Source organism: Kaistia sp. SLG-1 (assembly GCF_059699055.1).
Map to the genome: position 1 here is coordinate 3,386,371 of NZ_AP048544.1, position 24,072 is coordinate 3,410,442.

General features: G+C 67.3%; 27 protein-coding genes and 1 tRNA gene. 13 read left to right on the plus strand and 15 right to left on the minus strand.

Annotated elements, in window-relative coordinates; translation table 11 throughout:
- Positions 1-73: 73 nt before the first annotated feature.
- Together AC6HZP_RS15390 and AC6HZP_RS15395 are read right to left on the minus strand one after the other, a co-directional pair.
- Positions 74-439 (minus strand): phasin family protein, encoded by a 366-nt coding sequence (locus AC6HZP_RS15390; protein WP_497523580.1) that lies wholly within the window; start codon positions 437-439, stop codon positions 74-76.
- Positions 440-565: 126 nt separating this feature from the next.
- Positions 566-727: a hypothetical protein gene (locus AC6HZP_RS15395; protein ID WP_201400009.1), complete on the minus strand. Its 162-nt coding sequence runs from the start codon at positions 725-727 to the stop codon at positions 566-568.
- A gap of 203 nt (positions 728-930) precedes the next feature.
- Between AC6HZP_RS15395 and AC6HZP_RS15400 the strand changes: the two genes are divergently transcribed.
- Positions 931-2,466, plus strand: a complete 1,536-nt coding sequence (locus tag AC6HZP_RS15400; protein ID WP_497523581.1) for a serine hydrolase — start codon at positions 931-933, stop codon at positions 2,464-2,466.
- Positions 2,467-2,520: 54 nt separating this feature from the next.
- On the opposite strand, the gene AC6HZP_RS15405 is transcribed toward AC6HZP_RS15400, so the two are convergent.
- Entirely contained in the window at positions 2,521-3,165 is a 645-nt protein-coding gene (locus tag AC6HZP_RS15405) for a DnaJ domain-containing protein (RefSeq protein ID WP_497523582.1), read from the minus strand.
- Positions 3,166-3,337: 172 nt separating this feature from the next.
- On the opposite strand from AC6HZP_RS15405, the gene panC reads away from it, so the two are divergent.
- Positions 3,338-4,201 (plus strand): pantoate--beta-alanine ligase, encoded by an 864-nt coding sequence (gene panC, locus AC6HZP_RS15410; RefSeq protein ID WP_497523583.1) that lies wholly within the window; start codon positions 3,338-3,340, stop codon positions 4,199-4,201.
- A 9-nt stretch (positions 4,202-4,210) separates the two neighbouring features.
- Here panC and AC6HZP_RS15415 read toward each other — a convergent pair whose 3' ends face one another.
- Positions 4,211-4,651 (minus strand): DUF1489 family protein, encoded by a 441-nt coding sequence (locus tag AC6HZP_RS15415; RefSeq protein WP_201400012.1) that lies wholly within the window; start codon positions 4,649-4,651, stop codon positions 4,211-4,213.
- A 256-nt stretch (positions 4,652-4,907) separates the two neighbouring features.
- Between AC6HZP_RS15415 and AC6HZP_RS15420 the strand changes: the two genes are divergently transcribed.
- From AC6HZP_RS15420 to AC6HZP_RS15430, 3 genes are all read left to right on the plus strand, one after another.
- A complete protein-coding gene (locus AC6HZP_RS15420) occupies positions 4,908-5,099 on the plus strand; it encodes a hypothetical protein (RefSeq protein ID WP_201400013.1) in 192 nt (63 codons plus the stop codon).
- A gap of 74 nt (positions 5,100-5,173) precedes the next feature.
- Positions 5,174-5,875: a DUF599 domain-containing protein gene (locus AC6HZP_RS15425; protein WP_201400014.1), complete on the plus strand. Its 702-nt coding sequence runs from the start codon at positions 5,174-5,176 to the stop codon at positions 5,873-5,875.
- Positions 5,872-6,168: a DUF3253 domain-containing protein gene (locus tag AC6HZP_RS15430; protein ID WP_201400015.1), complete on the plus strand. Its 297-nt coding sequence runs from the start codon at positions 5,872-5,874 to the stop codon at positions 6,166-6,168. The genes AC6HZP_RS15425 and AC6HZP_RS15430 overlap by 4 nt, the downstream gene beginning before the upstream one ends.
- A gap of 11 nt (positions 6,169-6,179) precedes the next feature.
- Here AC6HZP_RS15430 and AC6HZP_RS15435 read toward each other — a convergent pair whose 3' ends face one another.
- The 5 genes from AC6HZP_RS15435 to AC6HZP_RS15455 all read right to left on the minus strand — a co-directional run bounded on the left by AC6HZP_RS15435 (position 6,180) and on the right by AC6HZP_RS15455 (position 11,340).
- Positions 6,180-6,989 (minus strand): YdcF family protein, encoded by an 810-nt coding sequence (locus AC6HZP_RS15435; protein ID WP_497523584.1) that lies wholly within the window; start codon positions 6,987-6,989, stop codon positions 6,180-6,182.
- Between the two features lie 17 nt (positions 6,990-7,006).
- Positions 7,007-7,825 carry an aldo/keto reductase gene (locus AC6HZP_RS15440; RefSeq protein WP_497523585.1) on the minus strand — a complete coding sequence of 273 codons (819 nt, stop codon included), beginning with the start codon at positions 7,823-7,825 and terminating at the stop codon, positions 7,007-7,009.
- A 149-nt stretch (positions 7,826-7,974) separates the two neighbouring features.
- Complete coding sequence (locus AC6HZP_RS15445; RefSeq protein WP_497523586.1) at positions 7,975-9,126, minus strand: GGDEF domain-containing protein; 1,152 nt, start codon at positions 9,124-9,126, stop codon at positions 7,975-7,977.
- A gap of 97 nt (positions 9,127-9,223) precedes the next feature.
- Positions 9,224-10,378, minus strand: a complete 1,155-nt coding sequence (locus tag AC6HZP_RS15450; protein WP_497523587.1) for a DegT/DnrJ/EryC1/StrS family aminotransferase — start codon at positions 10,376-10,378, stop codon at positions 9,224-9,226.
- Positions 10,378-11,340, minus strand: a complete 963-nt coding sequence (locus AC6HZP_RS15455; protein ID WP_497523588.1) for a Gfo/Idh/MocA family oxidoreductase — start codon at positions 11,338-11,340, stop codon at positions 10,378-10,380. Before AC6HZP_RS15455 ends, AC6HZP_RS15450 begins: the two co-directional genes overlap by 1 nt.
- A 252-nt stretch (positions 11,341-11,592) precedes the next feature.
- Here AC6HZP_RS15455 and AC6HZP_RS15460 point away from each other — a divergent pair, with 252 nt between their 5' ends.
- Positions 11,593-12,579 carry an alpha/beta hydrolase gene (locus AC6HZP_RS15460; RefSeq protein WP_497523589.1) on the plus strand — a complete coding sequence of 329 codons (987 nt, stop codon included), beginning with the start codon at positions 11,593-11,595 and terminating at the stop codon, positions 12,577-12,579.
- On the opposite strand, the gene mgtE is transcribed toward AC6HZP_RS15460, so the two are convergent.
- Together mgtE and AC6HZP_RS15470 are read right to left on the minus strand one after the other, a co-directional pair.
- Positions 12,538-13,944 carry a magnesium transporter gene (gene mgtE, locus AC6HZP_RS15465; RefSeq protein ID WP_371813036.1) on the minus strand — a complete coding sequence of 469 codons (1,407 nt, stop codon included), beginning with the start codon at positions 13,942-13,944 and terminating at the stop codon, positions 12,538-12,540. The genes AC6HZP_RS15460 and mgtE overlap by 42 nt on opposite strands.
- 278 nt (positions 13,945-14,222) lie before the next feature.
- A tRNA-Leu gene (locus AC6HZP_RS15470) sits at positions 14,223-14,307 on the minus strand.
- Between the two features lie 236 nt (positions 14,308-14,543).
- Here AC6HZP_RS15470 and lipB point away from each other — a divergent pair.
- Positions 14,544-15,245, plus strand: coding sequence for a lipoyl(octanoyl) transferase LipB (gene lipB / locus AC6HZP_RS15475; RefSeq protein ID WP_497523590.1), 702 nt, complete (start codon positions 14,544-14,546; stop codon positions 15,243-15,245).
- 241 nt (positions 15,246-15,486) lie between these two features.
- Here lipB and AC6HZP_RS15480 read toward each other — a convergent pair whose 3' ends face one another.
- Both AC6HZP_RS15480 and AC6HZP_RS15485 read right to left on the minus strand, forming a co-directional pair.
- A complete protein-coding gene (locus tag AC6HZP_RS15480; protein WP_497523591.1) occupies positions 15,487-15,768 on the minus strand; it encodes an acylphosphatase in 282 nt (93 codons plus the stop codon).
- Positions 15,768-16,454, minus strand: a complete 687-nt coding sequence (locus tag AC6HZP_RS15485) for an HAD hydrolase-like protein (protein ID WP_497523592.1) — start codon at positions 16,452-16,454, stop codon at positions 15,768-15,770. Before AC6HZP_RS15485 ends, AC6HZP_RS15480 begins: the two co-directional genes overlap by 1 nt.
- 269 nt (positions 16,455-16,723) lie before the next feature.
- Here AC6HZP_RS15485 and AC6HZP_RS15490 point away from each other — a divergent pair, with 269 nt between their 5' ends.
- A complete protein-coding gene (locus AC6HZP_RS15490; protein WP_497523593.1) occupies positions 16,724-17,866 on the plus strand; it encodes a ceramide glucosyltransferase in 1,143 nt (380 codons plus the stop codon).
- A gap of 15 nt (positions 17,867-17,881) precedes the next feature.
- On the opposite strand, the gene AC6HZP_RS15495 is transcribed toward AC6HZP_RS15490, so the two are convergent.
- Complete coding sequence (locus AC6HZP_RS15495; RefSeq protein ID WP_497523594.1) at positions 17,882-19,897, minus strand: acetyl-CoA carboxylase biotin carboxylase subunit; 2,016 nt, start codon at positions 19,895-19,897, stop codon at positions 17,882-17,884.
- 239 nt (positions 19,898-20,136) lie between these two features.
- Here AC6HZP_RS15495 and folP point away from each other — a divergent pair, with 239 nt between their 5' ends.
- The 5 genes from folP to AC6HZP_RS15520 are packed head-to-tail and all read left to right on the plus strand — an operon-like array spanning position 20,137 to position 22,516.
- On the plus strand, positions 20,137-20,976 hold the full coding sequence (gene folP / locus AC6HZP_RS15500; protein WP_497523595.1) for a dihydropteroate synthase: 840 nt from the start codon (positions 20,137-20,139) through the stop codon (positions 20,974-20,976).
- Positions 20,973-21,344 (plus strand): dihydroneopterin aldolase, encoded by a 372-nt coding sequence (gene folB / locus AC6HZP_RS15505; protein ID WP_497523596.1) that lies wholly within the window; start codon positions 20,973-20,975, stop codon positions 21,342-21,344. The genes folP and folB overlap by 4 nt, the downstream gene beginning before the upstream one ends.
- Entirely contained in the window at positions 21,337-21,825 is a 489-nt protein-coding gene (gene folK / locus AC6HZP_RS15510; RefSeq protein ID WP_497523597.1) for a 2-amino-4-hydroxy-6-hydroxymethyldihydropteridine diphosphokinase, read from the plus strand. Before folB ends, folK begins: the two co-directional genes overlap by 8 nt.
- A gap of 57 nt (positions 21,826-21,882) precedes the next feature.
- The gene (locus AC6HZP_RS15515) at positions 21,883-22,131 is read left to right on the plus strand and encodes a hypothetical protein (protein ID WP_497523598.1); all 249 of its coding nucleotides are present in this window, start codon (positions 21,883-21,885) and stop codon (positions 22,129-22,131) included.
- Positions 22,118-22,516 carry a type II toxin-antitoxin system VapC family toxin gene (locus tag AC6HZP_RS15520; protein WP_497523599.1) on the plus strand — a complete coding sequence of 133 codons (399 nt, stop codon included), beginning with the start codon at positions 22,118-22,120 and terminating at the stop codon, positions 22,514-22,516. The genes AC6HZP_RS15515 and AC6HZP_RS15520 overlap by 14 nt, the downstream gene beginning before the upstream one ends.
- A 21-nt stretch (positions 22,517-22,537) precedes the next feature.
- Here the strand turns inward: AC6HZP_RS15520 and AC6HZP_RS15525 are convergent, their stop codons facing one another.
- Complete coding sequence (locus AC6HZP_RS15525) at positions 22,538-24,070, minus strand: acyl-CoA carboxylase subunit beta (protein WP_497523600.1); 1,533 nt, start codon at positions 24,068-24,070, stop codon at positions 22,538-22,540.
- Positions 24,071-24,072: the final 2 nt, after the last annotated feature.

The following is a 24,072-nucleotide window of genomic DNA, read 5'->3' on the forward strand; positions in this document are numbered from 1 at the left end:
CCTTTCAGCACGCAGGCAACAAAAAGCCCGGCGCGAGGGCCGGGCTTCAAAAAAGTCGAATGCGCCGGGCGGCTTACTTCGGGAACTTGCCGAAGAGGCCCTCGAAGGGCTTGTAGGCGTCGCGCGTCGTCTCGGTCATCATCGTGCCGAGCTTCGAGAGCTCGCCGAAATAGCCCTCATAGGCGGATTTCACATATTCGGTCTGCGCCTCGACGACCTTCTCGACGCTGGTCGACGACAGGATCTTCTCGAACGCGGCGGAACCGGATTCGAAGCTCTTCTTCGAATAGTCGGCCGCCTCGACGGCGATCGCCTGGATGCCCTGGCTGAACGAGCCGAAGCTCTTCATGGCCAGATCGATGCTTTCCCTGCTCGCCTTCTGCATGCCGTCGAAATCATTGATCACAGACTTGCCCTCCACGCACGAGCTTTGCGCCATAGCCAGCTCTACGGGTCATAAAATCCAGGAGTTCGCCCGGAATGTCAACAAAATTGCTGCACTGCACAATCGCATGACATCGCGACGACGCGACGTCGGCAGCGCGGCCGCCCCAAAACAGGACATTCACGCTTCGCCAATTTTTACGGTTTCGTAACGGCGTTTCCTTAACTTCCACAGCCAGACCGAAGAGCAGCACAGCCCATGCGGTGCGGCATTTTCCTTGGCGCAGGCTTGAAAACCTGCGGCGAAGCTGAGCGTCGGAGGCCCCGTTTCGGCCACCGGCATTAACCTTCCGGGCAAGGAATTCCGCACTTGCCTCAAAAAAGTGCGGGTCTTGCGGTCAGTTGGGAATGGGCACTGCCGGAGTTCGCGCTCCGGTTATGCGAGACGCGGAGTATTCAGTCGAAATGTTGATGGGCCTGAACCCCCTCGGTCGGCATTGCGTCCGCTCGATCCGGAACGCATTCGCTGGCCTTCTGGTTGCCGGCATGTCGTTGACGGCCCTCACCGTCCAGGCCAGCGCCGCACCCAGTTCCTCCATCGTCGTCGACGCCAAGACCGGCAAGGTTCTCTATTCGAAAGAGCCTGACGCCCTGCGCCGACCGGCATCGCTTACCAAGATGATGACGCTCTACGTCCTCTTCGGCGAGCTCGAGGCGGGCCGCATGACGCTCTCCACCCGCATGAAGGTGTCGCAGTTCGCGTCGCGCCAGTCGCCGACCAAGCTCGGCCTCAAGCCGGGTTCGACCGTCGCCGTGCGCGACGCCATGCTCGGCCTCATCACCCGCTCCGCCAACGACGCCGCCGTGGTCATCGCCGAACATATCTCCGGTTCGGAAGCCGCCTTCGCAAAGCGGATGACGCAGCAGGCGCGCTCGATCGGCATGAGCCGCACCACCTTCCGCAACGCCTCTGGCCTGCCGAACAACGAGCAGTGGTCGACGGCGCGCGACATGGCCACCCTCGGCCGCGCCCTGCAGGAGCGCTATCCGCGCTACTACAAGTATTTCGCGACCCGGAGCTTCGTCTATAACGGCCGCGAGATCCGGGGCCACAATCGCCTGCTCGGCCGCGTCGACGGCGTCGACGGCATCAAGACCGGCTACACCAACGCGTCCGGCTATAACCTCGTCTCGTCGGTGAAGCGCAACAACCGCGCGCTGGTCGCCACCGTCATCGGTGGCACCTCCGGCGCGGCGCGCGACAAGCAGATGGCGGGCCTGCTCGAGAAGTATCTGCCGGTCGCCTATGCCGGCCCGGCCAAGTCGCGCTCGCTCTTCGCCAGCAATAAGGCTGCCCCGGCGGTCGATGACGACGCCGACGACGCCCAGGTCGCCGATGCGCCCGCCGCGCAGGTCGCCGCCGCTCCGGCTCCGATCCCGGCGCGCGCCCCCGCTGCGCCGGTGGCCGTCGCCGCCGCCGCTCCGGAGGCTGACCCGGCCCCGGTGCCGACCGCCCGCCCGCTGCGCACCGCCAGCAAGAAGAACAACCTCTCGGTCGCGACCCTCATCGCCGCCGCCCCGGCTCATGCACCGGCGCCCGCTGAGGTGGCCGAAGAGGAGCCGGTTTCGGTCCAGGCCTATGCTCCGGAGCCGATCGAGCCCGCCGCCGCCCGCGGTCCGCGCATGGTCTTCCAGCAGGGTCCGAGCGGCAAGGAAATCGCCCGCCCCGTCGTCAAGACCGCGTCGATCGTCCAGCCGGCCCCGACCGCCGACAGCGACGCCGAGGGCTTCACCGGCAGCATCGCCTCGCAGGCCGCGCCTTCGATCGAGATCGCCGATGGCTGGAAGATCCAGATCGCCGCGACCCCGAGCGAGGACGGCGCCCGCGAAATGCTCGATCGCGCCAAGTCGAAGGCCGGCAAGATGCTGGCTGACGCCACCCCCACCGTGGAGCCGGTCGCCAAGGGCCAGTCCACCGTCTACCGGGCCCGCTTCGCCGGGTTCGACAACAAGGATCAGGCCCGCGCCGTTTGCGCCTTCCTGACCAAGCGGGACGTGTCCTGCCTTGCCGTCCGTCAATAACGGCTGGCCCCTGATGAGAATTTCGCCCTCCTCCCTTGTACCCGCGTTCAGGAGCTAGCGATGTCCGCCGAGGAGTCTTTCCTTCGCCTCGTTGATCTGGGCGGCCAAGAACGTCGATCCTCCCTGGTCGGGGTGGACGCGCTTCATCAGCCGTCGGTAGGCCGCTCTGATTTCGGCCTCGGAAGCGCCGGCCGAAAGGCCAAGGATCTCGTAGGCCTGCTCATGTGTCATGGCGCCCGTGCGCGCCGCGCCACGCGCCCGGCCTGCCGGATCACCCTCGACGTGTTCACGCCAGCCGGGAATACGGCGGTCGAGATAAGCTTCGAATAGGGCCCGGTCCCGGGGCCTCGCCGCGATCTGGCCGTAGAGCGCGGCCAGCTCCGTCCGGTCGAGCGTATCGAGCGCCCGCCCGGCAAACCGTCCGCGCAGTACCTTTCCGTCGGCGATCCAGGGCGAGGTGTCCCAGGGCCGCGTTTCCAAGATCTTCGGCTTCAGCATCCAGAGGCCGATCGCCAGAAGCGGAATGCCGAGGCCGAGCCGCCCGGTCAGGAGCGTGGCGGCGCCCATCGAGATCAGCGCGCCCGACAGGCCGCGCCGCGCCGCGCGGCCGAGCGCCTCAGCGCCACGATCGCCCCCGAACAGGAAGGCGATGCCGATCGCCACGCCGATCACGCCCAGAAACGGGATTATCAGACCCATCGTCGCTCCCAACCGGCCGATTCCTTGCGGCCGCTCTCTCTATTGGGGCGAAGCGCCGGCCGCCGCAATGGCCCGCCGCCGCCTGATTTGCTAGACCGTCGCGGCACGATGCGGACCGCCCCTGCCCGGACGCAGGCCGGAAGCACCGTGCGCCGCGAAACGAGGACATGCCATGCCTGCCAGCCCGACGCCTGCCAGCCCCGTCATCCACCGCACCGTCGACGATCTCCGCGCCGCGCTCGCCGCCTGGCGGCGCGAGGGGCTGCGCATCGCGCTGGTGCCCACCATGGGCGCCCTGCACGAGGGCCATCTCGATCTCGTCCGCGCCGCGCGCGAGCGCGCCGACCGCGTCGTCGTCTCGATCTTCGTCAATCCGACGCAGTTCGGCCCGAAGGAGGATTTCGGCTCCTATCCGCGCACCGAGGCGAGCGACGTCGAGAAGCTCGCCACGCTCGGCGTCGAGGCGATCTTCGCGCCGAACGCGGCCGAGATGTATCCGGAAGGCTTTGCCACGACGATCTCGATGGTCGGCCCGGCGCTGGGGCTGGAGACGGATTTCCGGCCGCATTTCTTCGCCGGTGTGGCGACGGTCGTCGGAAAGCTGCTGATCGCGGTCATGCCCGACATCGCCGTCTTCGGCGAGAAGGACTACCAGCAGCTGATGGTGGTGCGCCGCCTGGCGCGTGATTTGCGCCTGCCGACCGAGATCGTCGGCCTGCCGACCGTGCGCGAAGCGGACGGCCTCGCCCTCTCCTCCCGCAACGCCTATCTCTCGGCCGAGGAGCGCCGGCTGGCGACGACGATCGCGCGGGTGATGCACGAGGCAGCCGAGACGATCCGCGCTGGCGGCGCCGTCGAGCCGGCCCTGGCCGAGGGCCGCGACGCGCTGACTGCTGCCGGCTTCCGCGTCGACTATCTGGTGCTGCGCAATGCCGAGACGCTGGCGGAGCTCGCCGATCCGGCGAACGAGCCGCGCCGGATGCTGGCGGCCGCCTGGCTCCGCAAGACCCGGCTTATCGACAATATCGCGGTCTAACGGGGCTTCTCAGAGAAGGCCGAGCTCGGCGAGTTCGGCCTTCAGCGCCGCCGGCAATTCGTCGCCGGCGCTGCCGCCGATCGCGGCGAGATCGCGTGGCGCATCCTTCGGCAGCAGGTAGCGCCAACCCTGGAACGGCCGCTTCGGCTGCCATTCGGTCGGCACCACCTCGGGATCGAACACGATCCGGCAGCGCTGGATATTGTCGGATCCGGTGACCGCCTGCAGGTCGAGAATGCGCTGCCGCGCCTGGACCTGGCCCTTGATGACCCAATAGAGCGAGCCGCCATCGAGGATCTCGGGGATCCGCTTCGGCATCATGCGCGTGGTGTGCGTGTCCTCGGGCTCGATGCCCAGCCCACGCTGACGGGCGATGTCGTCGGCGATCCAGCCGGTCAGTTCCTCGAGCGTCTCGACGCCGACACAGAGCTTGATTAGATGCAGGGCCATGCCCAGACACTAGTCCTCGCGCCGGCCGGCGACAGGCGCCGCGGCGATTTTTCCACAAGGTTGAATTGGCGCTCGACCTCGGACTGGCCTATGAGCCTGTCTGGATGCCGCGCCGGCGTCACCATAGGCGCTCCGCCCTCGTCGGGAAAGCGTGGCGTGGGCGACGCGGCGTGACATAGACTGCCCCGGACGGCCCGAGACTCCATGCAGGAATTCGGCCGGAATGCTCTGCACCGCACCCTTTCACGAGGCCAAGATGACCGACCAGAAGACCACACTCGACATCACGGCGAGCCGCGTGGCGATGAGCGGCATCATTGCCGGCCTCGTTTTTACCGCCGCCGGCATGATCACGCGCGAGCCGATCTTCGGCGCACTCGGACTGATCGTCATCGTCGTCGGCGTGACGCTGCGCAAGCCGATCGCCAAGCTGATCTCGCCGCGCTGACGCACGTGTTGCACCGGCATAGCCGGTTTGGCACGATTGCGGCCTAGTCTGTGGCAGGGGGGAGCGCCGCAATCGTGTTTGATATTTCCGCGATCGACACCGTGGCCATCCTGGTCTTCGCGACCAGCTGGCTACTCTATTCCGTGATCCTGCACCGCATGTCCGGCACGGGCAGGACGCTGTCCTCGGCGATGGATTTCCAGCGCCGGCAGTGGATGCGGACGATGATGCATCGCGACCTGCGCATGATCGACACCGGCATCATGAGCGGCCTGCAGAACGGCACGGCCTTCTTCGCGTCGACCTCGCTGATCGCCATCGGCGGCTGCTTCGCGCTCCTGAACGCCGCCGACCACGTCTATGGCGTGATGCGCGACCTTTCCCTCGGCGACGAGGTGCCGAAGGGCCTGTTCGAAGCCAAGGTGATCGGCCTGATGCTGATCTTCGGCTATGCCTTCTTCAAGTTCGGCTGGTCCTACCGGCTGTTCAACTATGCCTCGATCCTGATCGGCGCGACGCCGACGGCCGCCCATTCCAGCGAGGCGGAGACGATCGCGGCGGCCGAGCGGGCGGCGGTCTTCACCATCACCGCCGGACGCCATTTCAATCACGGCCTCCGGGCCTTCTTCTTCTCGATCGGCTATCTCGGCTGGTTCGTGAACGGCTGGGCGCTGATCGTCACGACGCTGGTCGTCGCCGGCGTGCAGCTGCATCGCCAGTTTTTCTCGGATTCGGCCAGGATCGTCATCGAAGCAGCACGACAGAGCCAACCATGAAAACCAGCATCAGCCACGAGCAACTCCAGTCGACCCTGCTCGACCTCCTCGCCGCCCTGCCCGCCGGCAAGAGCGTCGACCCCACGGAAGTGGCACGCGCGGTCGCGGGTGGAGACGAGAAGATCTGGCGCCTGCAGATGGTGCCGATCCGCGCAATCGCCGTCCGGCTCGCCGAAGAGGGCAAGGTGTCGATCCTGCGCAAGGGCAAGCCGGTCGATCCGCGCGACTTCAAGGGCGTCTACCGGATCGGCCATCCCGTCGCCGACGCGCCCGGCTCCGACATCGTCGAATAGGACGGAACGCTCTAGGCTCCCGGGTCGCGCAACGGTCCAGGAAACAGCGCGTCCGTCTGCCCGGTCAGCCAATAGGCGAGAAGGCCCACCCACTCCTTGGCGGCGACGTCGACGAGCGACAGCCCCAGCGACGGGCGCCAGATCGGCCGGTAGAGATCCTCGGATCCGCGCGTGCGATAGTCGGTCGGCCAGGGCAAGGGCGACCACCCCGCCGCGCGAAAACTTCCCATGGCGCGCGGCATGTGGAAGGCGGAGGTGACGAGCAGCCAGCGTTCGTCCGGCCGGGCGCCGACCAGCGCCGCGGTGAAGCGGGCGTTCTCGGCCGTGTTGCGGCTGGCGTCCTCGATCGTCACGCGATCGTCGGGGAGGCCCATGGCGCGAAAGAAGCGGCGCGCCGCCGCCCCTTCCGTATAGCCGTCGGAGATGATCTCCGCCGAGCCGCCGCTGAAGACGACCCGCGCCTCGGGGAAGCGTCGCGCCAGCGCCACCGCCTCGGTCATCCGGTCGCCAGCTTCCGTCAGCTCGATGGTGCCGCGCCGCTCGCCGACATGCTGATCGATGCCGCCGCCGAGAACGAGGATGCCCGTCACCGGCCCCTCCGGCTCGACCCGCTGGAAGCGCTCTTCCAGCGGCAGCAGCAGGGCCGGTCCGAGCGGCGAGAAACCCGCCACCAGCAGCCCGACCGTCGCCAGCAGCACCAGGACGGCCCCGAACCGGTAGCCGCCGAGCCCGATGATCAGCACGCCGCCGGCGAGCGCGATCAACAGAGCCGCCGAAGGCTGCAGCAGGAACCAGATCAGCTTGGCGGCGTAAAAGAACATCCCCTAGCGCCCTAGCCTCAATCCCATTCGGGCGAGATGTCGTAATCGCAGATGCGGGTGCCGACACTGCGCAGCTCGTCGATCGCCGCGATGTCGGCGGCCGAGAGGTCGAAGCCCTCGACGTCGAGATTCTGGCGGATGCGGGCCGGATGCGTGCTTCGCGGAATGGCGACGAAGCCCTTCTGCAGCTGCCAGCGCAGCACGATCTGCGCCGGGGTGCGACCGAAGCGGCCGGCGATGTCCTTGATCTCCGGCTCGTCGAGCACGCCGGCCTGGCCGAGCGGCGAATAGGCGACGAAGATCATGCCGTGCTTGTCGGTCGCGGCGCGCAGCTTGTCCTGGTTCAGATAGGGGTGGTGCTCGCACTGGTTGGCGACGATCGGCTCCTCGGTCGCCGCCCAGGCCTCGTCGAGCAGGCGGATCGTATAGTTGGAGACGCCGATATGCTTGGTCAGGCCGCGCTGCTTGACGCGGTTGAGCGAGCGGATCGTCTCGGCCGCCGACAGCGTCTGGCTCGGCCAGTGGATCAGCAGGAGGTCGAGCTGGTCGATGCCGAGCCGCTCGAGGCTGCCCTCGGCAGCGCGCAGCATCTCGTCGGCGCCGAGCTGGTCAGGCGGGATCTTCGAGGTCACGAAGATCTCGTCGCGCGCGACGCCGGACTGGCGCAGGCCCTCGCCCACTTCCGTCTCGTTGCCATAGCCGATCGCCGTATCGATATGGCGGTAGCCCGCCTGGATCGCGGCGGCGACGGAGGTGGTGGCCGCCTCGCCGGTCAGCATCCAGGTGCCGAGCCCGATCGCCGGAATGGTGGCGCCGTGCGCCGTGAGCGTGTGCATGGGGATTCTCCAGGAAATTCGGCCAGCAGCATCGGGCGCGGGCGGGACAGCGTCAAGCCAGGGCGTTCTCGCGTTCCATGTAAACGATGAAATGCTCTAATGCCTTGTTTCAGCGCACTTTCTTGCCGCGAGGCCGGCAAGCGGACGCTCTAGCTTGCCGCCTGGAAGACCAGATCGCGACCGCCGCGCTTCGCCGCGTAGAGGGCCTCGTCGGCCAGAACCATCAGGCTCTCGAAATCTGCCTTCGGCCCGCTCACCGTCATGACGCCGATACTCACCGTCACTTGGATGCGGTGCGTGGCGAAGACGACCGGCTCGGACGCCATGTCGGCCCGGATGCATTCGGCCACGAAACGGCCCCGGTCGGCGCCGCAGCCGACGAGAAGCGCCGCGAACTCCTCGCCGCCGACGCGGCCGACGAGGTCGCTGTCACGCGTTCGCTGTCGCACTATCCCCGCGAACAGCTTCAGCGCGGCGTCGCCGGCGGCATGGCCATATCGGTCGTTGAGCTGCTTGAAGCGATCGAGATCGAACAGGAGCAGCGTGACGGCCTCCTCCGCCTTGCGGGTCTGCTCGACCTGCTCTCGGGCGAGATCCATGAAGGCGCCATGGTTCAGCAGCCCGGTCAGCCCGTCGACGGAGGCCGCCCGCTTCAGCATGTTCTTGAGCCGCTCGTCGGTCAGCCGCAGCCCGATGATGGTGGCGGCGAACATCATCAGGATCGGCTCGAGAATGCCGAGGCTGAGCAGCGACCCGCCATGCAGCAGATCGGGCGGCACGTCGGTCGTCAGGGCCCAGACCGTCCGCACGAGCAGGAACAGCGTGTGGGCGGCTGGGACGCAGGCGAAGGGACCGCGCCAGACCAGCGCGTCCCTGCCCCTCGCCCAGATCTCCCAGGCGAGCGCCGCGGACAAAGGCGCCATCAGGACGGAACTGATGGCGACGCGATAGGCGATCGAACCGCCGATCACCGGAAATTGCAGCGAAATCAGCCAGAGGGCGGGAGCGATGAAGACCGGCAGCCAGCGGGGGCGCCGGCCGTTGAAGGCCCTGGCGCCGTTCCACGCGATGCCGAGCGTCACGAAGGTGCCGGCATTGGCGACGCCGATCGAGAGCCAGTCCGGAATGCGTCCGCGCAGCAGCAGGAGCACGCAGCTCAGCGCGCCGATCTGCAGCGCCAACGCCCAGAGCCGCACATGGCGCTCGGGGCGGGACTTCAGCCAGTTCGACATGAGCGAGAGACATGCCATCTGGCTCATGGCCGCCAGAACGACCAACAGGGTCGGCACGTCGAGTTTCATGGCGAAGTGTGGCTCCCCAGCCATTCCGGCCTGGGAGCCCTCTTAGCGCGGACCCGTTAAGGAAGCATTCCGCTGCGGTTCCAGATTTGAAACAATCTCAGGCCGTCGCGAAAAGCACCGCCTCGATGACCCGCTCGACTTCCTCGTCGGTCAGGTCGGGATGCATCGGCAGACTGATGACGGTGTCGGCCAGCGTCTCGGAAACCGGCAGCGGCCGCTTCGGCACTTCGCCGAAAGCCGGGTGCTGGTGCAGGGCGAGGCGATAGAAGAAGGCGTTGCCGATGCCGCGCGCATCGAGCTCTGCCTTCAGCGCGTCGCGGTTCGGCACGGTGATCGTGTAGATCGCGTTGGCGCTGAAATAGCCGGCCGGACGCTTCTGCACGCCGACCTTGCCGGCGAGCGCCGCGTCATAGCGCCGGGCGATCTGGTCGCGACGCTCGAGCTCTTCCTCGAAGATCGTCAGCTTGGAGAGCAGGACCGCCGCCTGCAGCGTGTCGAGGCGGCCGGTGATGCCGTTGCGGACCGCGACGTCGCCCGTGCCCTGGCGGCCATGCGAACGCAGCGTGCGGACGGCGTCGGCCAGCTCGTCATTGTCGGTCAGGATCGCGCCGCCGTCGCCATAGCAGCCGAGCGGCTTGGTCGGATAGAAGCTGGTCGCCGAGATCGGCGCCATGCCGCCGACGCGGCTGTTGCCCGAGCGGCCGCCGAAGCTCTGCGCAGCGTCCGAGAAGACGGTCATGTCGTAGCGGGCGGCGATCTTGCCGATCGCCTCGTAATCCGCCGGCAGACCGTAGAGATCGACCGGCATGACGACGCGCGGCTTCAGCTGGCCTGCAGCGACCACCTCGGCGATGGCGCGCTCGAGATCGGAGGGATCCATGTTGCGGGTCTCGGCGTCGACGTCGACGAAGATCGGCGTCGCATTGACGGAGCAGACCGCGCCGGCCGTGGCGGCGAAGGTGAAGGCGGGGACGAAGACGGCGTCGCCGGGGCCGATGCCGAGTGCCATGAGGCCGATCATCAGCGCGTCGCGGCCGCTCGACACGGCGATCGCATGCGGCACGCCAGCGAAGGCGGCGAGCTTGGTCTCCAGTTCCGAAACCTCGGGCCCGAGGATGAACTGGCCGTGCACCAGCACGGCGTCCATGCGGGCGCGCACGTCGTCATGGATCCGGCGCTGCTGGCGCTGCAGATCGAAGAAGCCGATGCGGTCAGAGGCGGCCACGACGGCCGGCTGCGGGTTGGACGCCATCAGTGCTGTTCTCCAATAAGGACGGAGGAAGCGGGCCGCTTCGCCTGTCCGATACGCTGAATGATCATGTCGGCGACAACCAGGGCGTCGAGCCCGGCCTTGCCGTCGACGACGGGCCGGCGCGAGCCGGCGATGGAAGAGAGGAACGAGTCGATCTCGAGCGCGAGATTGTCGCTCGGCGGAACCGCGATCTCGTCCGGCGCCAGCACGGCATGGCCGCGCGGGAAGGACGCCACTGTCCGCGCCGCGAGATCGGCCGACCAGTAGAGATCCGGCTCGACGACCTTGATGGTGCGCTCCGCCCGGTCGGCGATGCGGCTCGCATGCAGATGCGCCACCGTGCCATTGGCGAAGCGCAGCTGCGCCTGCGCGAAATCATTGGTCGGCGCCAGCACCGGCGATCCCATCGCCTCGACGGCGACGACCTCGGAGTTCACCAGCGCCAGTACCAGGTCGATGTCGTGGATCATCAGGTCGAGCACGACGTCAACGTCGATGGCCCTGCCCTTCCACGGCCCGATCCGCACGCATTCGACGGTGAGCGGCGCGCGCACCTTGTCGCGCAGCAGGCCGAACACCGGCGAGAAGCGCTCGATATGGCCGATCTGCAGGACGACATTGTTGGCCTCGGCGCGCGCGATCAGGTCGCGGGCCGATTCCGGCGTGTCGCAGATCGGCTTCTCGATCAGCACATGGACGCCGGCATCGATGAAATCGGCGGCGACGGCATGATGCAGCGAGGTCGGCACGGTGATCGACACGGCATCGACCTTGCCGATCAGGTCGCGGTGGTCGGTGAGCGGGGTTGCCTCATACTGGGCGGCGACCGTCTCGGCCCGCTCGCGATGGGCGTCAACGACGGCGACCAGCCGGCCTTTCGGATTGGCGGCGTGCTGCCTGGCATGGAAGGAACCGAAATACCCGAGTCCGATGACACCGGTCCTGATCTCGCTCGTGGTCAATCCTGATTCTTCCTGCAATGCGTCATGGCGCGAAGCAGTCCGCTTCGCTGCGCATCGGTCTAACGAATTCTCGCTCAAAGTCGATCAGTCGCCGACAATGCGCGGTCACAATTTGTCCAGTTGGGAAACATGGCGCGAAGGCCGAACCCGACCATCACGTCCGCGTGACCGGCGTGGGCCGCCCGCTGACGGCGCCGGCCGCCGGCCTATATTCCCGGCGTGCCTCATCCCCCGCCACGCTGGAAACCCATCATGTCCAACCGCCTGTCCGCGACGCTCGGCGGCTCGCTCCTCTGCGCCGCCGGCCTGATCGCAACCGCGCATGCCGCCCCGCCCCCGCACGGCGTCGTCGAGCGCCATCAGCTTGCGAACAGTGCGGCGCTCGGCCGCCCGGTCGCCTACACGCTCTACCGGCCGGCAGGCGAGCCGGCGCCGGGCACGCGGTGGCCGGTGCTCTACCTGCTGCATGGTGGCGGCGGCGGCGCGGATGACTGGCTCGACCAGGGCAAAATCGCCGAAACGCTGGACGGAAAAATCGCGGCGGGCGAGATCCGCCCCCTCGTCGTCGTGATGCCGGATGGCGGCGGCGAGAGCTGGTTCGTCGACAATCCGGATCCCGGCGGCGCCGGCAATGTCGAACAGGCGTTGACGGATGATCTCGTCCATGCCGTCGACCAGGCCCTGCCGACCGCCGCCTGCCGGACCGGCCGGGCCGTCGGCGGCCTGTCGATGGGCGGCTATGGCGCGGCGCTCTTCGCGCTCGACCACCCGGACCGCTACGCCGCCGTCATCAGCCTTTCCGGCGCGATCGCGCCGACGATCGATCCGGGCGACAAGGAGCGCATCGAGCGCGGCCAGACCTTCTACGACGGCGCCTTCGGCAATCCGTTCGACGTCAAGCGCTTCAATGCCGACAACATCTTCCCACGCGTCGAGCGCGACAAGGACCGCGCCGACCGGCCCGCCTTCTGGCTCGCCGCGGGCGATCGCGACGGTCTCGGCATCATCACGGGATCGGCGGCGCTGCATGTCGCGCTGCGCAAGGCCGGCTACGAGACGTCGCTGCGCATCGGACCCGGGCAGCACGACTGGAACAACTGGTCGCAGGCGATCGTGCCGGCGCTCGCCTGGCTGTCGCCGAAGCTCAGCGACCACTGCGACACGCCGACGCCGGCCGCTTTCACCGGCCCGGCGAAGCTAGTTCCAGCCAAACCACAGGGCGGCGAAGCCCAGAAATGAGAAGAAGCCGACGACATCGGTAATGGTCGTCACGAACGAGCTCGATGCGACGGCCGGATCGATCTTCAGCCGGTTCAGCGCCAGCGGGATCAGGATGCCGCCGAGCGCGGCGGCGATCAGATTGATGATCATCGCGGCCGCGATGACGAAGCCGAGGTCGAGGATGCCGAAGCGATAGACGGCCATGGTGCCGACGATCGCCGCGAACAGGAAGCCGTTGAAGACGCCGACCGCCAGCTCGCGGCCGATGACGCGCAGCACGTTGTGCGGGCCGAGCTCGCGCATGGCGATGGCGCGAACGGCCACCGTCATCGTCTGCGTGCCGGCATTGCCGCCCTGGCTGGCGACGATCGGCATCAGAACCGCGAGCGCCACCATCTTCTGTAGCTGCCCCTCGAACAGGCCGATGACGAAGGAGGCGAGAACCGCCGTGACGAGGTTGATGAAGAGCCAGGGAAAGCGGCTCTTGGCGATCGACCAGACCTTGTCAGAGACTTCTTCGTCGCCGACGCCGCCGAGGCGCTTGATGTCCTCGTCGGCCTCTTCCTGGATGACGTCGACGATGTCGTCGATGGTGAGCAGGCCGACGAGCCGGTCCGATTCGTCGACCACGGCGGCCGAGATCAGGTTGTAGCGCTGGAACAGCCGCGCCGCCTCTTCCTGGTCGTCGGTGGCATGCACCAGATGGCGCGCCTCGCTGACGAGATCGGCGATCTTCACGGGGCGCTTGGCGCGCAGTAGCTGGTTCAGCGACACCGTGCCGAGCAGGTGATAGCCGGGATCGATGACGAAGACCTCGTGGAACTCCTCCGGGAGATCCTCCGCCTCGCGCATGTAGTCGATCGTCTGACCGACCGTCCAGAACGGCGGCACGGCGATGAATTCGGTCTGCATGCGCCGGCCGGCGCTTTCCTCGGGATAGTCGAGGCCGCGCTTCAGCGCGAGCCGCTCGACGGATGGGATCTGGGCGAGAATCTCGTCCTGATCGGCCTTGTCGAGGTCTTCGAGAATGTAGACCGCGTCGTCCGAATCGAGCTCGCGCACGCCCTCGGCGACGGTCTCGGACGGCAGCTCCTCCAGAATCTCGACACGGACCGCCTCGTCGAGCTCCGTCAGGGCGGTGAAGTCGAACGCGTCGCCGAGCAGCTGGATCAGGGCGGGACGCTGGTCCGGATCGAGCGCCTCGAGAATCGCGGCGACGTCCGTTTCGTGCAGATCCTCGGTGAGCGCGCGCGCCCGCTCCGCATCGCCCGCCTCGATCGCCGCGCCGAGCGCATCGAGATAGATCGAGGAAACGTTGTCGTTCTCGTCGCGCAGCGGCGGGATGCCTTCCGCCGGGCGATCATTGCGTTCGATGGTGGTCATCTCGTCCGACATGGCCCCTCTGGAACGCTTGCAGGAGATTTAAGGGGAGGTTTCGCGCGAGCTTTAGCGCCCAAGTTTGTTCGGGCAAAGGAAAAACGATGACCGCGCCGGCTTTATCGCAGGATTGCGATCCGGCCCGACCGAAGCCGGCAAAACCGCGACTGGAAAGAGAACCCGGAGCGGCGCCCTTCCGTTCCAGCCAGAGCCGGAAACGAAGGCCAGAAACAAAAACAGCGGCCCGAGGGCCGCCGCTTTGCGAGGATTTTTGCATTTGGGTTTGGTGCGGTCGAGAAGACTCGAACTTCCACGCCTTTCGGCACAGCGACCTCAACGCTGCGCGTCTACCAATTCCGCCACGACCGCGAAACCCAAGCCGGTGTGTTGTCCGGCGCGAGGTGGGATGTAGCAAATGACCTTCGACGAAACAAGCGGCTTCGAACGTTGTTTGAATTCATCCACAGGCGACGGCATCCGCCCTGCCCGCCTCGGCACGTGAAGTCCGGTCCCCCTTGCGCTATGAACCCTTGCGCTAGGACCGGATCGACCGACATGAGAACCGACACCACGAAGGACCGGCCGCCGCCGGTCGAGAGAACGCCATGACCCTCCGCGATGACCTCCATGCCTCGCTGCTGCCGAAGGAAGGCAGCCCGCCCGTCGAATGGGTGATCGAAGAGGCGCCCGTCGATTATCCGGACGCGGTCGCCGAAATGGAATCGCGCGTCGCGGCCATCGCGGCGGGAACGGCGCCGGAGCGGATCTGGCTGGTCGAGCATCCGCCGCTCTATACGGCCGGCACCAGCGCGCACGAGGAAGACTTGATCGCGCCCGACCGCTTTCCCGTGTTCCAGACCGGTCGCGGCGGCCAATACACCTATCACGGCCCCGGCCAGCGCGTGGCCTATGTCATGCTCGACCTGAACCGCCGGCGGCAGGATCTGCGCCTGTTCGTGGCGACGCTGGAACAATGGATCATCCAGACGCTGGACGGCTTCAACGTGCGCGGCGAGCGACGCGACGACCGCGTCGGCGTCTGGGTCCGGCGGCCCGACAAGGGGCCGAGCACCGAGGACAAGATCGCCGCCATCGGCATCCGCGTGCGGCGCTGGGTGACGTTCCACGGCATCTCGCTGAACGTCGAGCCGACGCTCGACCATTTCGACGGCATCGTGCCCTGCGGCGTGCATGGCCACGGCGTCACCAGCCTGGCCGATCTCGGCCGCATCGTCACGATGCCGGAAGTCGACGCCGTGCTGCGGCGCGAGTTCGAGATGCTGTTCGGCGTGACGGAGCGGCGCTAGCAGGCCGATCAACCGGCTCCGCCATCATCCTGAGGTGCTTCGCGTAAGCGAAGCCTCGAAGGAGGGTCCAGCGGGACGCTCTCCAGTTTAGACGAAGTCCGGCGAATGTGCCTCGTGGTCTACCGCACGGGCATTCCCTGGACCCTCCTTCGAGGCCCGGCTTCGCCGGGCACCTCAGGATGATGGTCCAGTTTTGGGAATGTGGTTCGGGAGCAAGGTCTCGGCTCTCCGATCGCCCTTCTCACGCCGTCGGCAGAACCCGGAACGCACCCGTCTCCGCCGTCGCGAGGTCCTCGACCACCACGGCATCGACGCGGGCGATCCTCGGGCCGTCGCCGCAGGCATCCAGCATGGCCGCCACATCGGCGACTTCGCCGGAAAACACGGCCTCGACCGCGCCGTCGCGGCGATTGCGGACCCAGCCGGAAAGGCCGCGCGCCACCGCCTCGTCGGCGACCCAGACCCGGTAGCCGACGCCCTGGACGCGGCCGGAAATCCTCGCATGGACGGTACGGACGACCATCAGCCCTCTCCGCGCAGCAACCTCAGCACGGCCGGCGCCAGATCCGCGACGCTGGGCACGATCGTGTCCGGCGGAAACGTCTCGAACTCCTCCGCCGTTCCATACCCCCAGCCGACCGCCGCGACCTTGATCGCATTCGCCCGCGCGCCCTCGATGTCGTAGCGACGGTCGCCGATCATGACGCAATGCGCGGGATCGATCCCCTCGACCGCGAGGATATGGGCGATCAGCTCCTCCTTCTCGCCGAGGCGGCCGTCGAATTCCGAGCCATGCACCGTCGTGAAGAACGGCGTCAGCTCGAAGTGGTCGAGGATCCTCTCGCAGAAGACACGCGGCTTGGAACTGGCGAGAAACATCCGCACGCCCGATTCCCGCAGCGCGCCCAGCGCCTCCGGAATGCCGCCATAGACGGCGTTCTCGAAGAGGCCAACCGTGCCGAAGCGCTCGCGATAATGGCCGAGCGCCTGCTTGGCGAGGACGGCATCGCCGCCAAGCATGGTCGCGAAGCTGCCTTCCAGCGGCGGCCCGATGGCGGCGCGCAGCGCCAGTTCGTCGGCGGGCGGATGGCCGAGTCGCTCCAGTGCGTAGAGGATCGAGGCGCTGATGCCGGGATAGGGATCGGTTAGCGTGCCGTCGAGGTCGACGAGCGCCGTCAGGCTTGGTGCGGTCAGGCTTGGAGCAGTCATGGATCAATGCAGTCCGTACTGAACGTGGGGGACGCACACGGCTTGCGCGTTCCAGCCCGCAGCGTCAAGCGCCCAGCCGCCGCCTTCGCCAGCGCGCCTTCATCAGAACGTCACGCGGTTGCGCGAGGAGGAAAGGAAGGCGCGCGCCTGATTCGCGCCGGTGTCGCATCGCGGTCCCGCTCGCATTTCCGATCGGGCCCGTGCCGATGATCCAGGAGCCGACAAGCCTTGCCGCGGTCCTCAGCCCCTTCTCCAGCGCAGGCATCGCGATGAGCATCGCCCTCCTGCTCGCCCAGGCCTTCTGCCTCGTCGCCGCCCTCGTCCATTTCGGCAGCATCGCCATCGTCACGCTGCGCTGCCGGGCCCGTCCCGACGAGACATCGCCGCTGCATGGCCAGCCGCCGATCACCATCCTGCGCCCCGTCTGCGGCAAGGAACACGCGATCGAGCGGACGCTCGGCTCCGGCTTCCGGCTCGATTATCCCGATTACGAGCTGGTGTTCTGCGTCGCCAGCCGCTCGGATCCCGTCAATGCCGTGATCCGCGATCTGATGGCGCGCTATCCGGCTGTGCCGGCGCGGCTCCTCGTCGGCGACGACCGGATCAGCATCAACCCGAAGCTCAACAATCTCGCCAAGGGCTGGATCGCGGCGCGGCATGAATGGATCGTCATGGCGGACAGCAACGTGCTGATGCCGCCGGACTATCTCGACCGCATGCTGGAGCGCTGGGACGCGACCACCGGTCTCGTCTGCTCGCCGCCGCTCGGCAGCGAGCCCGACAATCTCGGCGCCGAGTTCGAATGCGCCTATCTGAACACCTACCAGGCGCGCTGGCAGCTCGCCGCCGACGCCGTCGGCCAGGGCTTCGCGCAGGGCAAGTCGATGCTCTGGCGGCGCGAGAACCTCGATCGCCATGGCGGCATCGCCGCGCTCGCCGCCGACCCGGCCGAGGACGCCGCCGCCACCAAGGCGATCCGCGCCAACGACCAGCGCGTCCGTCTGGTGCGCCATCCCTTCGCGCAGCCGCTCGGCGCCCGCGCCCTGCAGGCGGTCTGGCGCCGCCAGCTGCGCTGGGCGCGGCTCCGGCGCGTCACCTTCCCGGCCCTGTTCGGCATGGAGCTGGTGCTGGGCGGCCTGCTGCCGGTGGGGCTGACGGTCCTGCTCGCGATCGAGGGCACGCTTTCCGCCTGGATCCCGCCCCTCCTCGCCTTCGCCTGGTACGGCGCCGAGGCGCTGATGGCGAGGAGCCTCGGCTGGCACTGCTCACGCTGGTCGCCGCTCGCCTGGGTGCTGCGCGACGCCTCGCTGCCTGCGCTCTGGATTGCCGCCGTCAGCGGCAGCGGCTTCGAGTGGCGCGGCAACCAGATGAACGTCAAGGAAGACAGCCTGCTGGCGGCCGAGAGCGACTGAGCGCCCGCCCCGGGCTCAGGCGAATTCCATGATCACCGCGTCGACGGCGAGGCTGTCGCCGGGCTTGGCGGCGATGCGCTCGACCGTCAGGTCGCGATCGGCGCGCAGCACGTTTTCCATCTTCATCGCCTCGACGATCGCCAGCGTCTCGCCCGCCTTGACCTCCTGCCCCTCCTCGACCGCCACCGAGACGACGAGGCCCGGCATCGGGCAGAGCAGGAACTTCGACGTGTCGGCCGGCTTCTTCTCCGGCATAAGCCGGTGCAGCGCCGCGACGCGCGGCGTCATCACCCGCGCCACGACGTCGACGCCGCGATAGAGCAGCCGCGTGCCGGAAGGCGCCGGCCGCACCTGCACGGTGAAGACCTCGTCGTCGAAGGCGCCCTGCCAGACGGGATCGCCGGGCAGCCAGTTCGACAGGATGGTGACGGGCTCGTTCGAACCCGGCAGCACAACCTCGACCTCGATCGGGACCTGCACCAGCCCGCCCGGGCTCGACAGCTCGACCATGGTGCCGCCGATCGCCACCACCCAATGCTCGCGCCAATGGCCCGTATGCGGCCCCAGCCGGCCGCTCAGCCGGTCGAGCCGGTCCTTGCGCAGCATTTCCATCGTCAGCGCGACGGCGGCCAGCCGCGCGAGCGTTGAAGCATCTGGCGTAACGCCCTGGAATCCCTCCGGGAACTCTTCCGCGATGAAGCCGGTCGAGAGCTCTCCCTCGCGCCAGCGCGGATGCGCCATCAGCGCCGACAGGAACGGCACGTTGTGCTGGATGCCCTCGACGACGAAATCGTCGAGCGCCACGCCCATCGCCTCGATCGCCTCTTCCCGCGTCGGCGCGTGGGTGCAGAGCTTGGCGATCATCGGGTCGTAGAACATCGAGATCTCGGAACCCTCGACGACGCCGGTGTCGTTGCGGATGGTGATGCCTTCCTGGATCGCCTCGGCCGGCGGCCGGTAGCGCGTCAACCGGCCGATCGAGGGCAGGAAGTTGCGATAGGGATCCTCGGCATAGATGCGGCTCTCGATCGCCCAGCCCTCAAGCCGGACATCCTTCTGCGCGATGGCGAGCCGCTCGCCGGCGGCGACGCGGATCATCTGCTCGACCAGGTCGATGCCGGTCACGAGCTCCGTCACCGGATGCTCGACCTGCAGGCGCGTGTTCATCTCCAGGAAGAAGAAGCTCTTGTCCTGGCCGGCGACGAACTCGACGGTTCCGGCCGAATCATAGCCGACGGCTTTCGCCAGCGCGACCGCCTGCTCGCCCATGGCCCTGCGCGTCGCCGGATCGAGCAGCGGCGACGGCGCCTCCTCGATGACCTTCTGGTTGCGGCGCTGGATCGAGCATTCGCGCTCGCCGAGATAGATCGCGTTGCCGTGCTTGTCGGCGAGTAACTGGATCTCGATATGGCGCGGATTGACGATGAACTTCTCGATGAAGACCCGGTCGTCGCCGAAGGAAGAGCGCGCCTCGGAGCGCGACAGGCGGTAGCCCTCGCGCGCCTCGGCGTCGGAATGGGCGATGCGCATGCCCTTGCCGCCACCGCCGGCCGAGGCCTTGATCATCACCGGATAGCCGATCTGGCGGGCGATCGTGACCGCTTCGTCTTCGTCCTCGATGATGCCGAGATGGCCGGGCACGGTCGAGACATTGGCCGCCGCGGCGACCTTCTTCGAGGCGATCTTGTCGCCCATCGCCTCGATCGCCCTGGCGTTCGGGCCGATGAAGACGATGCCGTTCGCCACCAGCGCCTCGGCGAAGGCGGCGCGTTCCGACAGGAAGCCGTAGCCCGGATGGATCGCGTCGGCCCCCGTCGCCTTGGCGGCGGCGATGATCCGGTCGATCAGCAGATAGGACTGCGCCGCCGGCGCCGGGCCGATATGCACAGCCTCGTCGGCCATCTCGACATGCAGCGCATCGCGATCGGCATCCGAGAAGACCGCGACCGTTCCGATCCCCATCCGCCGCGCCGTCTTGATGATGCGGCAGGCGATCTCGCCGCGATTGGCGATCAGGATCTTGTCGAACATGGGGACTCCTCGGCAGAAAGTGCCATTCGGGACAAAGGGATTTCTAAGCCCTCTGCCCTGAGGCGGCAATCAGGACGCGTGGAGAAGCCGCGCCGGAGCGACACGAACTGACGTCCCATCCCCTGCCTGCGTCGAACCGCGTCGGACAATCCGTTGACAGGCCAACGTGTTTGGGTGCTGTAACAGCGTCGCGGCTCCAATGGCCGCCTAAAACCCGTCCCCCTTGCCGCGAGCTCGTGATGGCGCCAGCCGCTCCCCTCGACATCGATCACCTCGACCGCCGGACGAGCGGCCGCAGCCTGATCATGGGTATCCTCAACGTCACGCCGGACAGTTTTTCCGACGGCGGCGACCATGCGGAGGGGGAAGCGGCGATCGCGCATGCCGAGCTTCTGGTCGCCGAGGGCGCCGACATCCTCGACATCGGCGGCGAATCGACCCGCCCCGGCGCGGCGGAAGTCGACGCCGAGACGGAGCTCGCCCGCGTCATCCCGCCGATCCGCGCCATCGCCGCGCGTTTTCCCGCGCTGATCTCGGTCGATACCTACAAGGCCTCGGTCGCGGAAGCGGCGCTCGCCGCCGGCGCAAAGATCGTCAACGACGTCTGGGGCCTGCAGCGCGAGCCGGAGATCGCCCGCGTGGCGGGGGCGCATGGCGCCGCCGTCATCGCCAGCCACTGGGAGCGCGAGACCTATTCGCCGGCGACCATCCTCGACGCGATGAAGCGCTTCTTCGACCGCTCGATCGCCCTCGCCCGCGCCGCCGGCATTCCCGATCACCGCATCGTCCTCGATCCCGGGATCGGCTTCGGCAAGGGCATGGCGGAGAACCTTTTGATCCTCGATCGCATCGACGAGATCGTCGCGCTGGGCTTTCCCGTACTCCTCGGCGTCTCGCGCAAGCGCTTCATCGGCGAGATCACCGGGCGCGAGCCCAAGGAGCGCCTCGCCGGCACGCTCGCCACCAATGTGCTCGCCGCCGCGAAGGGCGTATCGACCTTCCGCGTGCACGACGTCGCCGCCCATCGCGACGCGCTTTCCGTCACCGACGCCATTCTCTCGAGCCGCGAACTCCCATGACCGACCGCATCTTCATCAACGACCTCCGCTTCTATGGCTATCACGGCGTGTTTCCGGAGGAGGCCGTGCTCGGCCAGCGCTTCCGCGTCGACTTGACCTGCGAGCTCGACCTCGCGGAGGGCGCCCGCAACGACGACCTGACGAAGACCGTCCACTATGGCGAACTGGCCCAGCTCATTGAAAAGATCGGCAAGACGCGCCGCTTCAAGCTGATCGAGGCGCTGGCCGAAGCCATGGCGACCGAGATCTTCGCGACCTATCCGCCGATCGAAAAACTGACGATCCGCATCACCAAGCCGGAGGCTCCCGTGCCTCTCTCGACCGGCGTCATCGCCGTCGAGATCGAGCGGGAGCGGACGCGTGACTGAGGCCTTTCTCGGACTGGGCAGCAATCTCGGCGACCGCGCCGAACTGCTCCGCGACGCCATCGCCGCGCTCGATACCGCGCCCAGCGTGCGCGTGACGCGCATCTCCTCGCTCTACGAGACGCCGCCCTGGGGGCCGGTGCCGCAGGGCCCCTATCTCAACGCCTGCATCGGCGTCGAGACCAGCCTGTCGCCGCGCGCCCTGCTGGAACTCGGCCTCGCCATCGAGCGCGACCATGGCCGCGAGCGCGCCGTCCGCTGGGGACCGCGCACGCTCGACATCGACCTCCTGCTCTATGGCGACGAAGCCATCGACGAGGACGGCCTGATCGTCCCGCACCCGCGCATGGCCGAACGCGCCTTCGTGCTGGTGCCGCTGGCCGAAATCGCGCCGGAGCTGACGATCGGCGGCAAGACCGTCGCGACGCTGCTGGACGCGCTGGATGCGTCGGACATCCGGAAAACGGACGAAAGGCTGTTTTAGGGGGCAGCCCCGCAATTCACGTCGTTGTGCTAGCATCTGGATGTTAGGAGACACTCCATGACCAAGGTGCTGGCAAGCGACATCGATGACGCGACGGTCGAGCGTTTCAAGGCTCGCGCCGAGTCGGAAGGCAAGACCCCTGAGCAGGCGCTGCGCGATCTGATCCAGACCTATGTCTCTTCCGACCGCAAGGCCGAAGCACTGGCTAGGCTGGACGCCATTCGCTCTCGGACAGAAGGCAAGCCGGTGCCCGATCCCGTGGCGCTGATCCGCCAGGATCGCGACAGCAATCATGGCCGTTATTGACGCCAATGTTGCCGTCGCGCTCATCGTCGACTTGCCTTGGTCAAAGGAAGCGCGTGAGCGGATCCGGCTGGACGATGCTCCGATCGCGCCGGCGATCCTTCTGACCGAGATCGCGAACGCCTTGTGGCAGCAGGTGCGAAAGCAAGTTCTGACGCTGGACGATGCCCTCGCAGGACTGTCTGACGTCCGTCGACTGATCACGATCACCCGTGACGAAGACAGCCTTGAAGACGCGCTGCGCCTTGCCGTCTCTGCGAACCATCCGGTCTATGACTGCGTCTATCTTGCGCTCGCCAGCCAGTCCCGGACGTCCTTGCTGACCGCCGACCGAAAGCTCGCCGCCATCGCCCGCGAAAGAGGCATTCCCTGCCTGCTGCTGCTCTGATCGCGACGAGGCCGGCGTCCCCTACAGCGGAATGTTGTCGTGCTTCTTCCAGGGGTTCTCCAGCGCCTTGTTGCGCAGGAGGCGGAGGCCCCTCGCGATGCGGCGGCGGGTCGAGTGCGGCATGATCACCTCGTCGACATAGCCGCGCTCGGCGGCGACGAAGGGGGACAGGAACCGGTCCTCATATTCCTTGGTCCGCGCCGCCAGCCCTTCCGCGTCGCCGTTCTGGGCGCGGAAGATGATCTCGACGGCGCCCTTGGCGCCCATCACGGCGATCTGCGCCGAGGGCCAGGCATAGTTCAGGTCGCCGCGCAGATGCTTCGACGCCATGACGTCATAGGCGCCGCCATAGGCCTTTCGCGTGATCACGGTGATCTTCGGCACCGTCGCCTCGCCATAGGCGAAGAGCAGCTTGGCGCCGTGCTTGATCAGCCCGCCATATTCCTGCGCCGTGCCCGGCAGGAAGCCCGGCACGTCGACAAAGGTGACGATCGGAATGGAAAAGGCGTCGCAGAAGCGGACGAAGCGCGCCGCCTTGCGCGAGGCGTCGCTGTCGAGCACGCCGGCAAGTACCATCGGCTGGTTGGCGACGAAGCCGACGGTCCGGCCCTCGACGCGGCCGAAACCGACGACGATGTTTTTCGCAAACGCCGCCTGGATCTCGAAGAAGTCGCCCTCGTCGACCGTCTTCAGGATCAGTTCCTTGATGTCGTACGACTTGTTCGGATTGTCCGGGACCAGCGTGTCGAGCGACATCTCGATCCGGTCGGCCGGGTCATAGCTGTCGATTTCCGGGATCTCGCCGCGATTGTGCAGCGGCAGCAGGTCGACCAGCCGACGCATCTCGAGCAGCGTCTCGACGTCGTTGTCATAAGCGCCGTCGGCGATCGACGAGCGCGTGGTGTGGATGGAGGCGCCGCCGAGTTCCTCGGCCGTGACGCTCTCATTCGTCACCGTCTTCACGACATCCGGGCCGGTGACGAACATGTAGCTGGAATCGCGCACCATGAAGATGAAGTCGGTCATGGCGGGCGAATAGACGTCGCCACCGGCGCAGGGGCCCATGATGACGGAGATCTGCGGGATGACGCCGGAAGCCAGCACGTTGCGCTGGAACACTTCGCCATAGCCGCCGAGCGCCGCGACACCTTCCTGGATGCGCGCGCCGCCGGCATCGAACAGGCCGATGATCGGCGCCCGGTTCTTCAGCGCCATGTCCTGGATCTTCATGATCTTGCCGGCATGCGCTTCCGAGAGCGAGCCGCCGAAGACGGTGAAATCCTTGGCGAAGACGAAGACGGTGCGGCCGTTGATCGTGCCCCAGCCGGTGACGACGCCGTCACCGGGGATCTTCGTCTTCTCCATGCCGAAATCCGTGCCGCGGTGCTCGACATACATGTCGAACTCCTCGAACGAGCCTTCGTCGAGCAGCACCTCGAGGCGCTCGCGCGCCGTCAGCTTCGCCTTGGCGTGCTGGGCCGCGATCCGCTTCTCGCCACCGCCGAGACGGGCCTCGGCCCGCCGCTTCTCGAGTTCAGCCAGCACGTGCTTCAAGG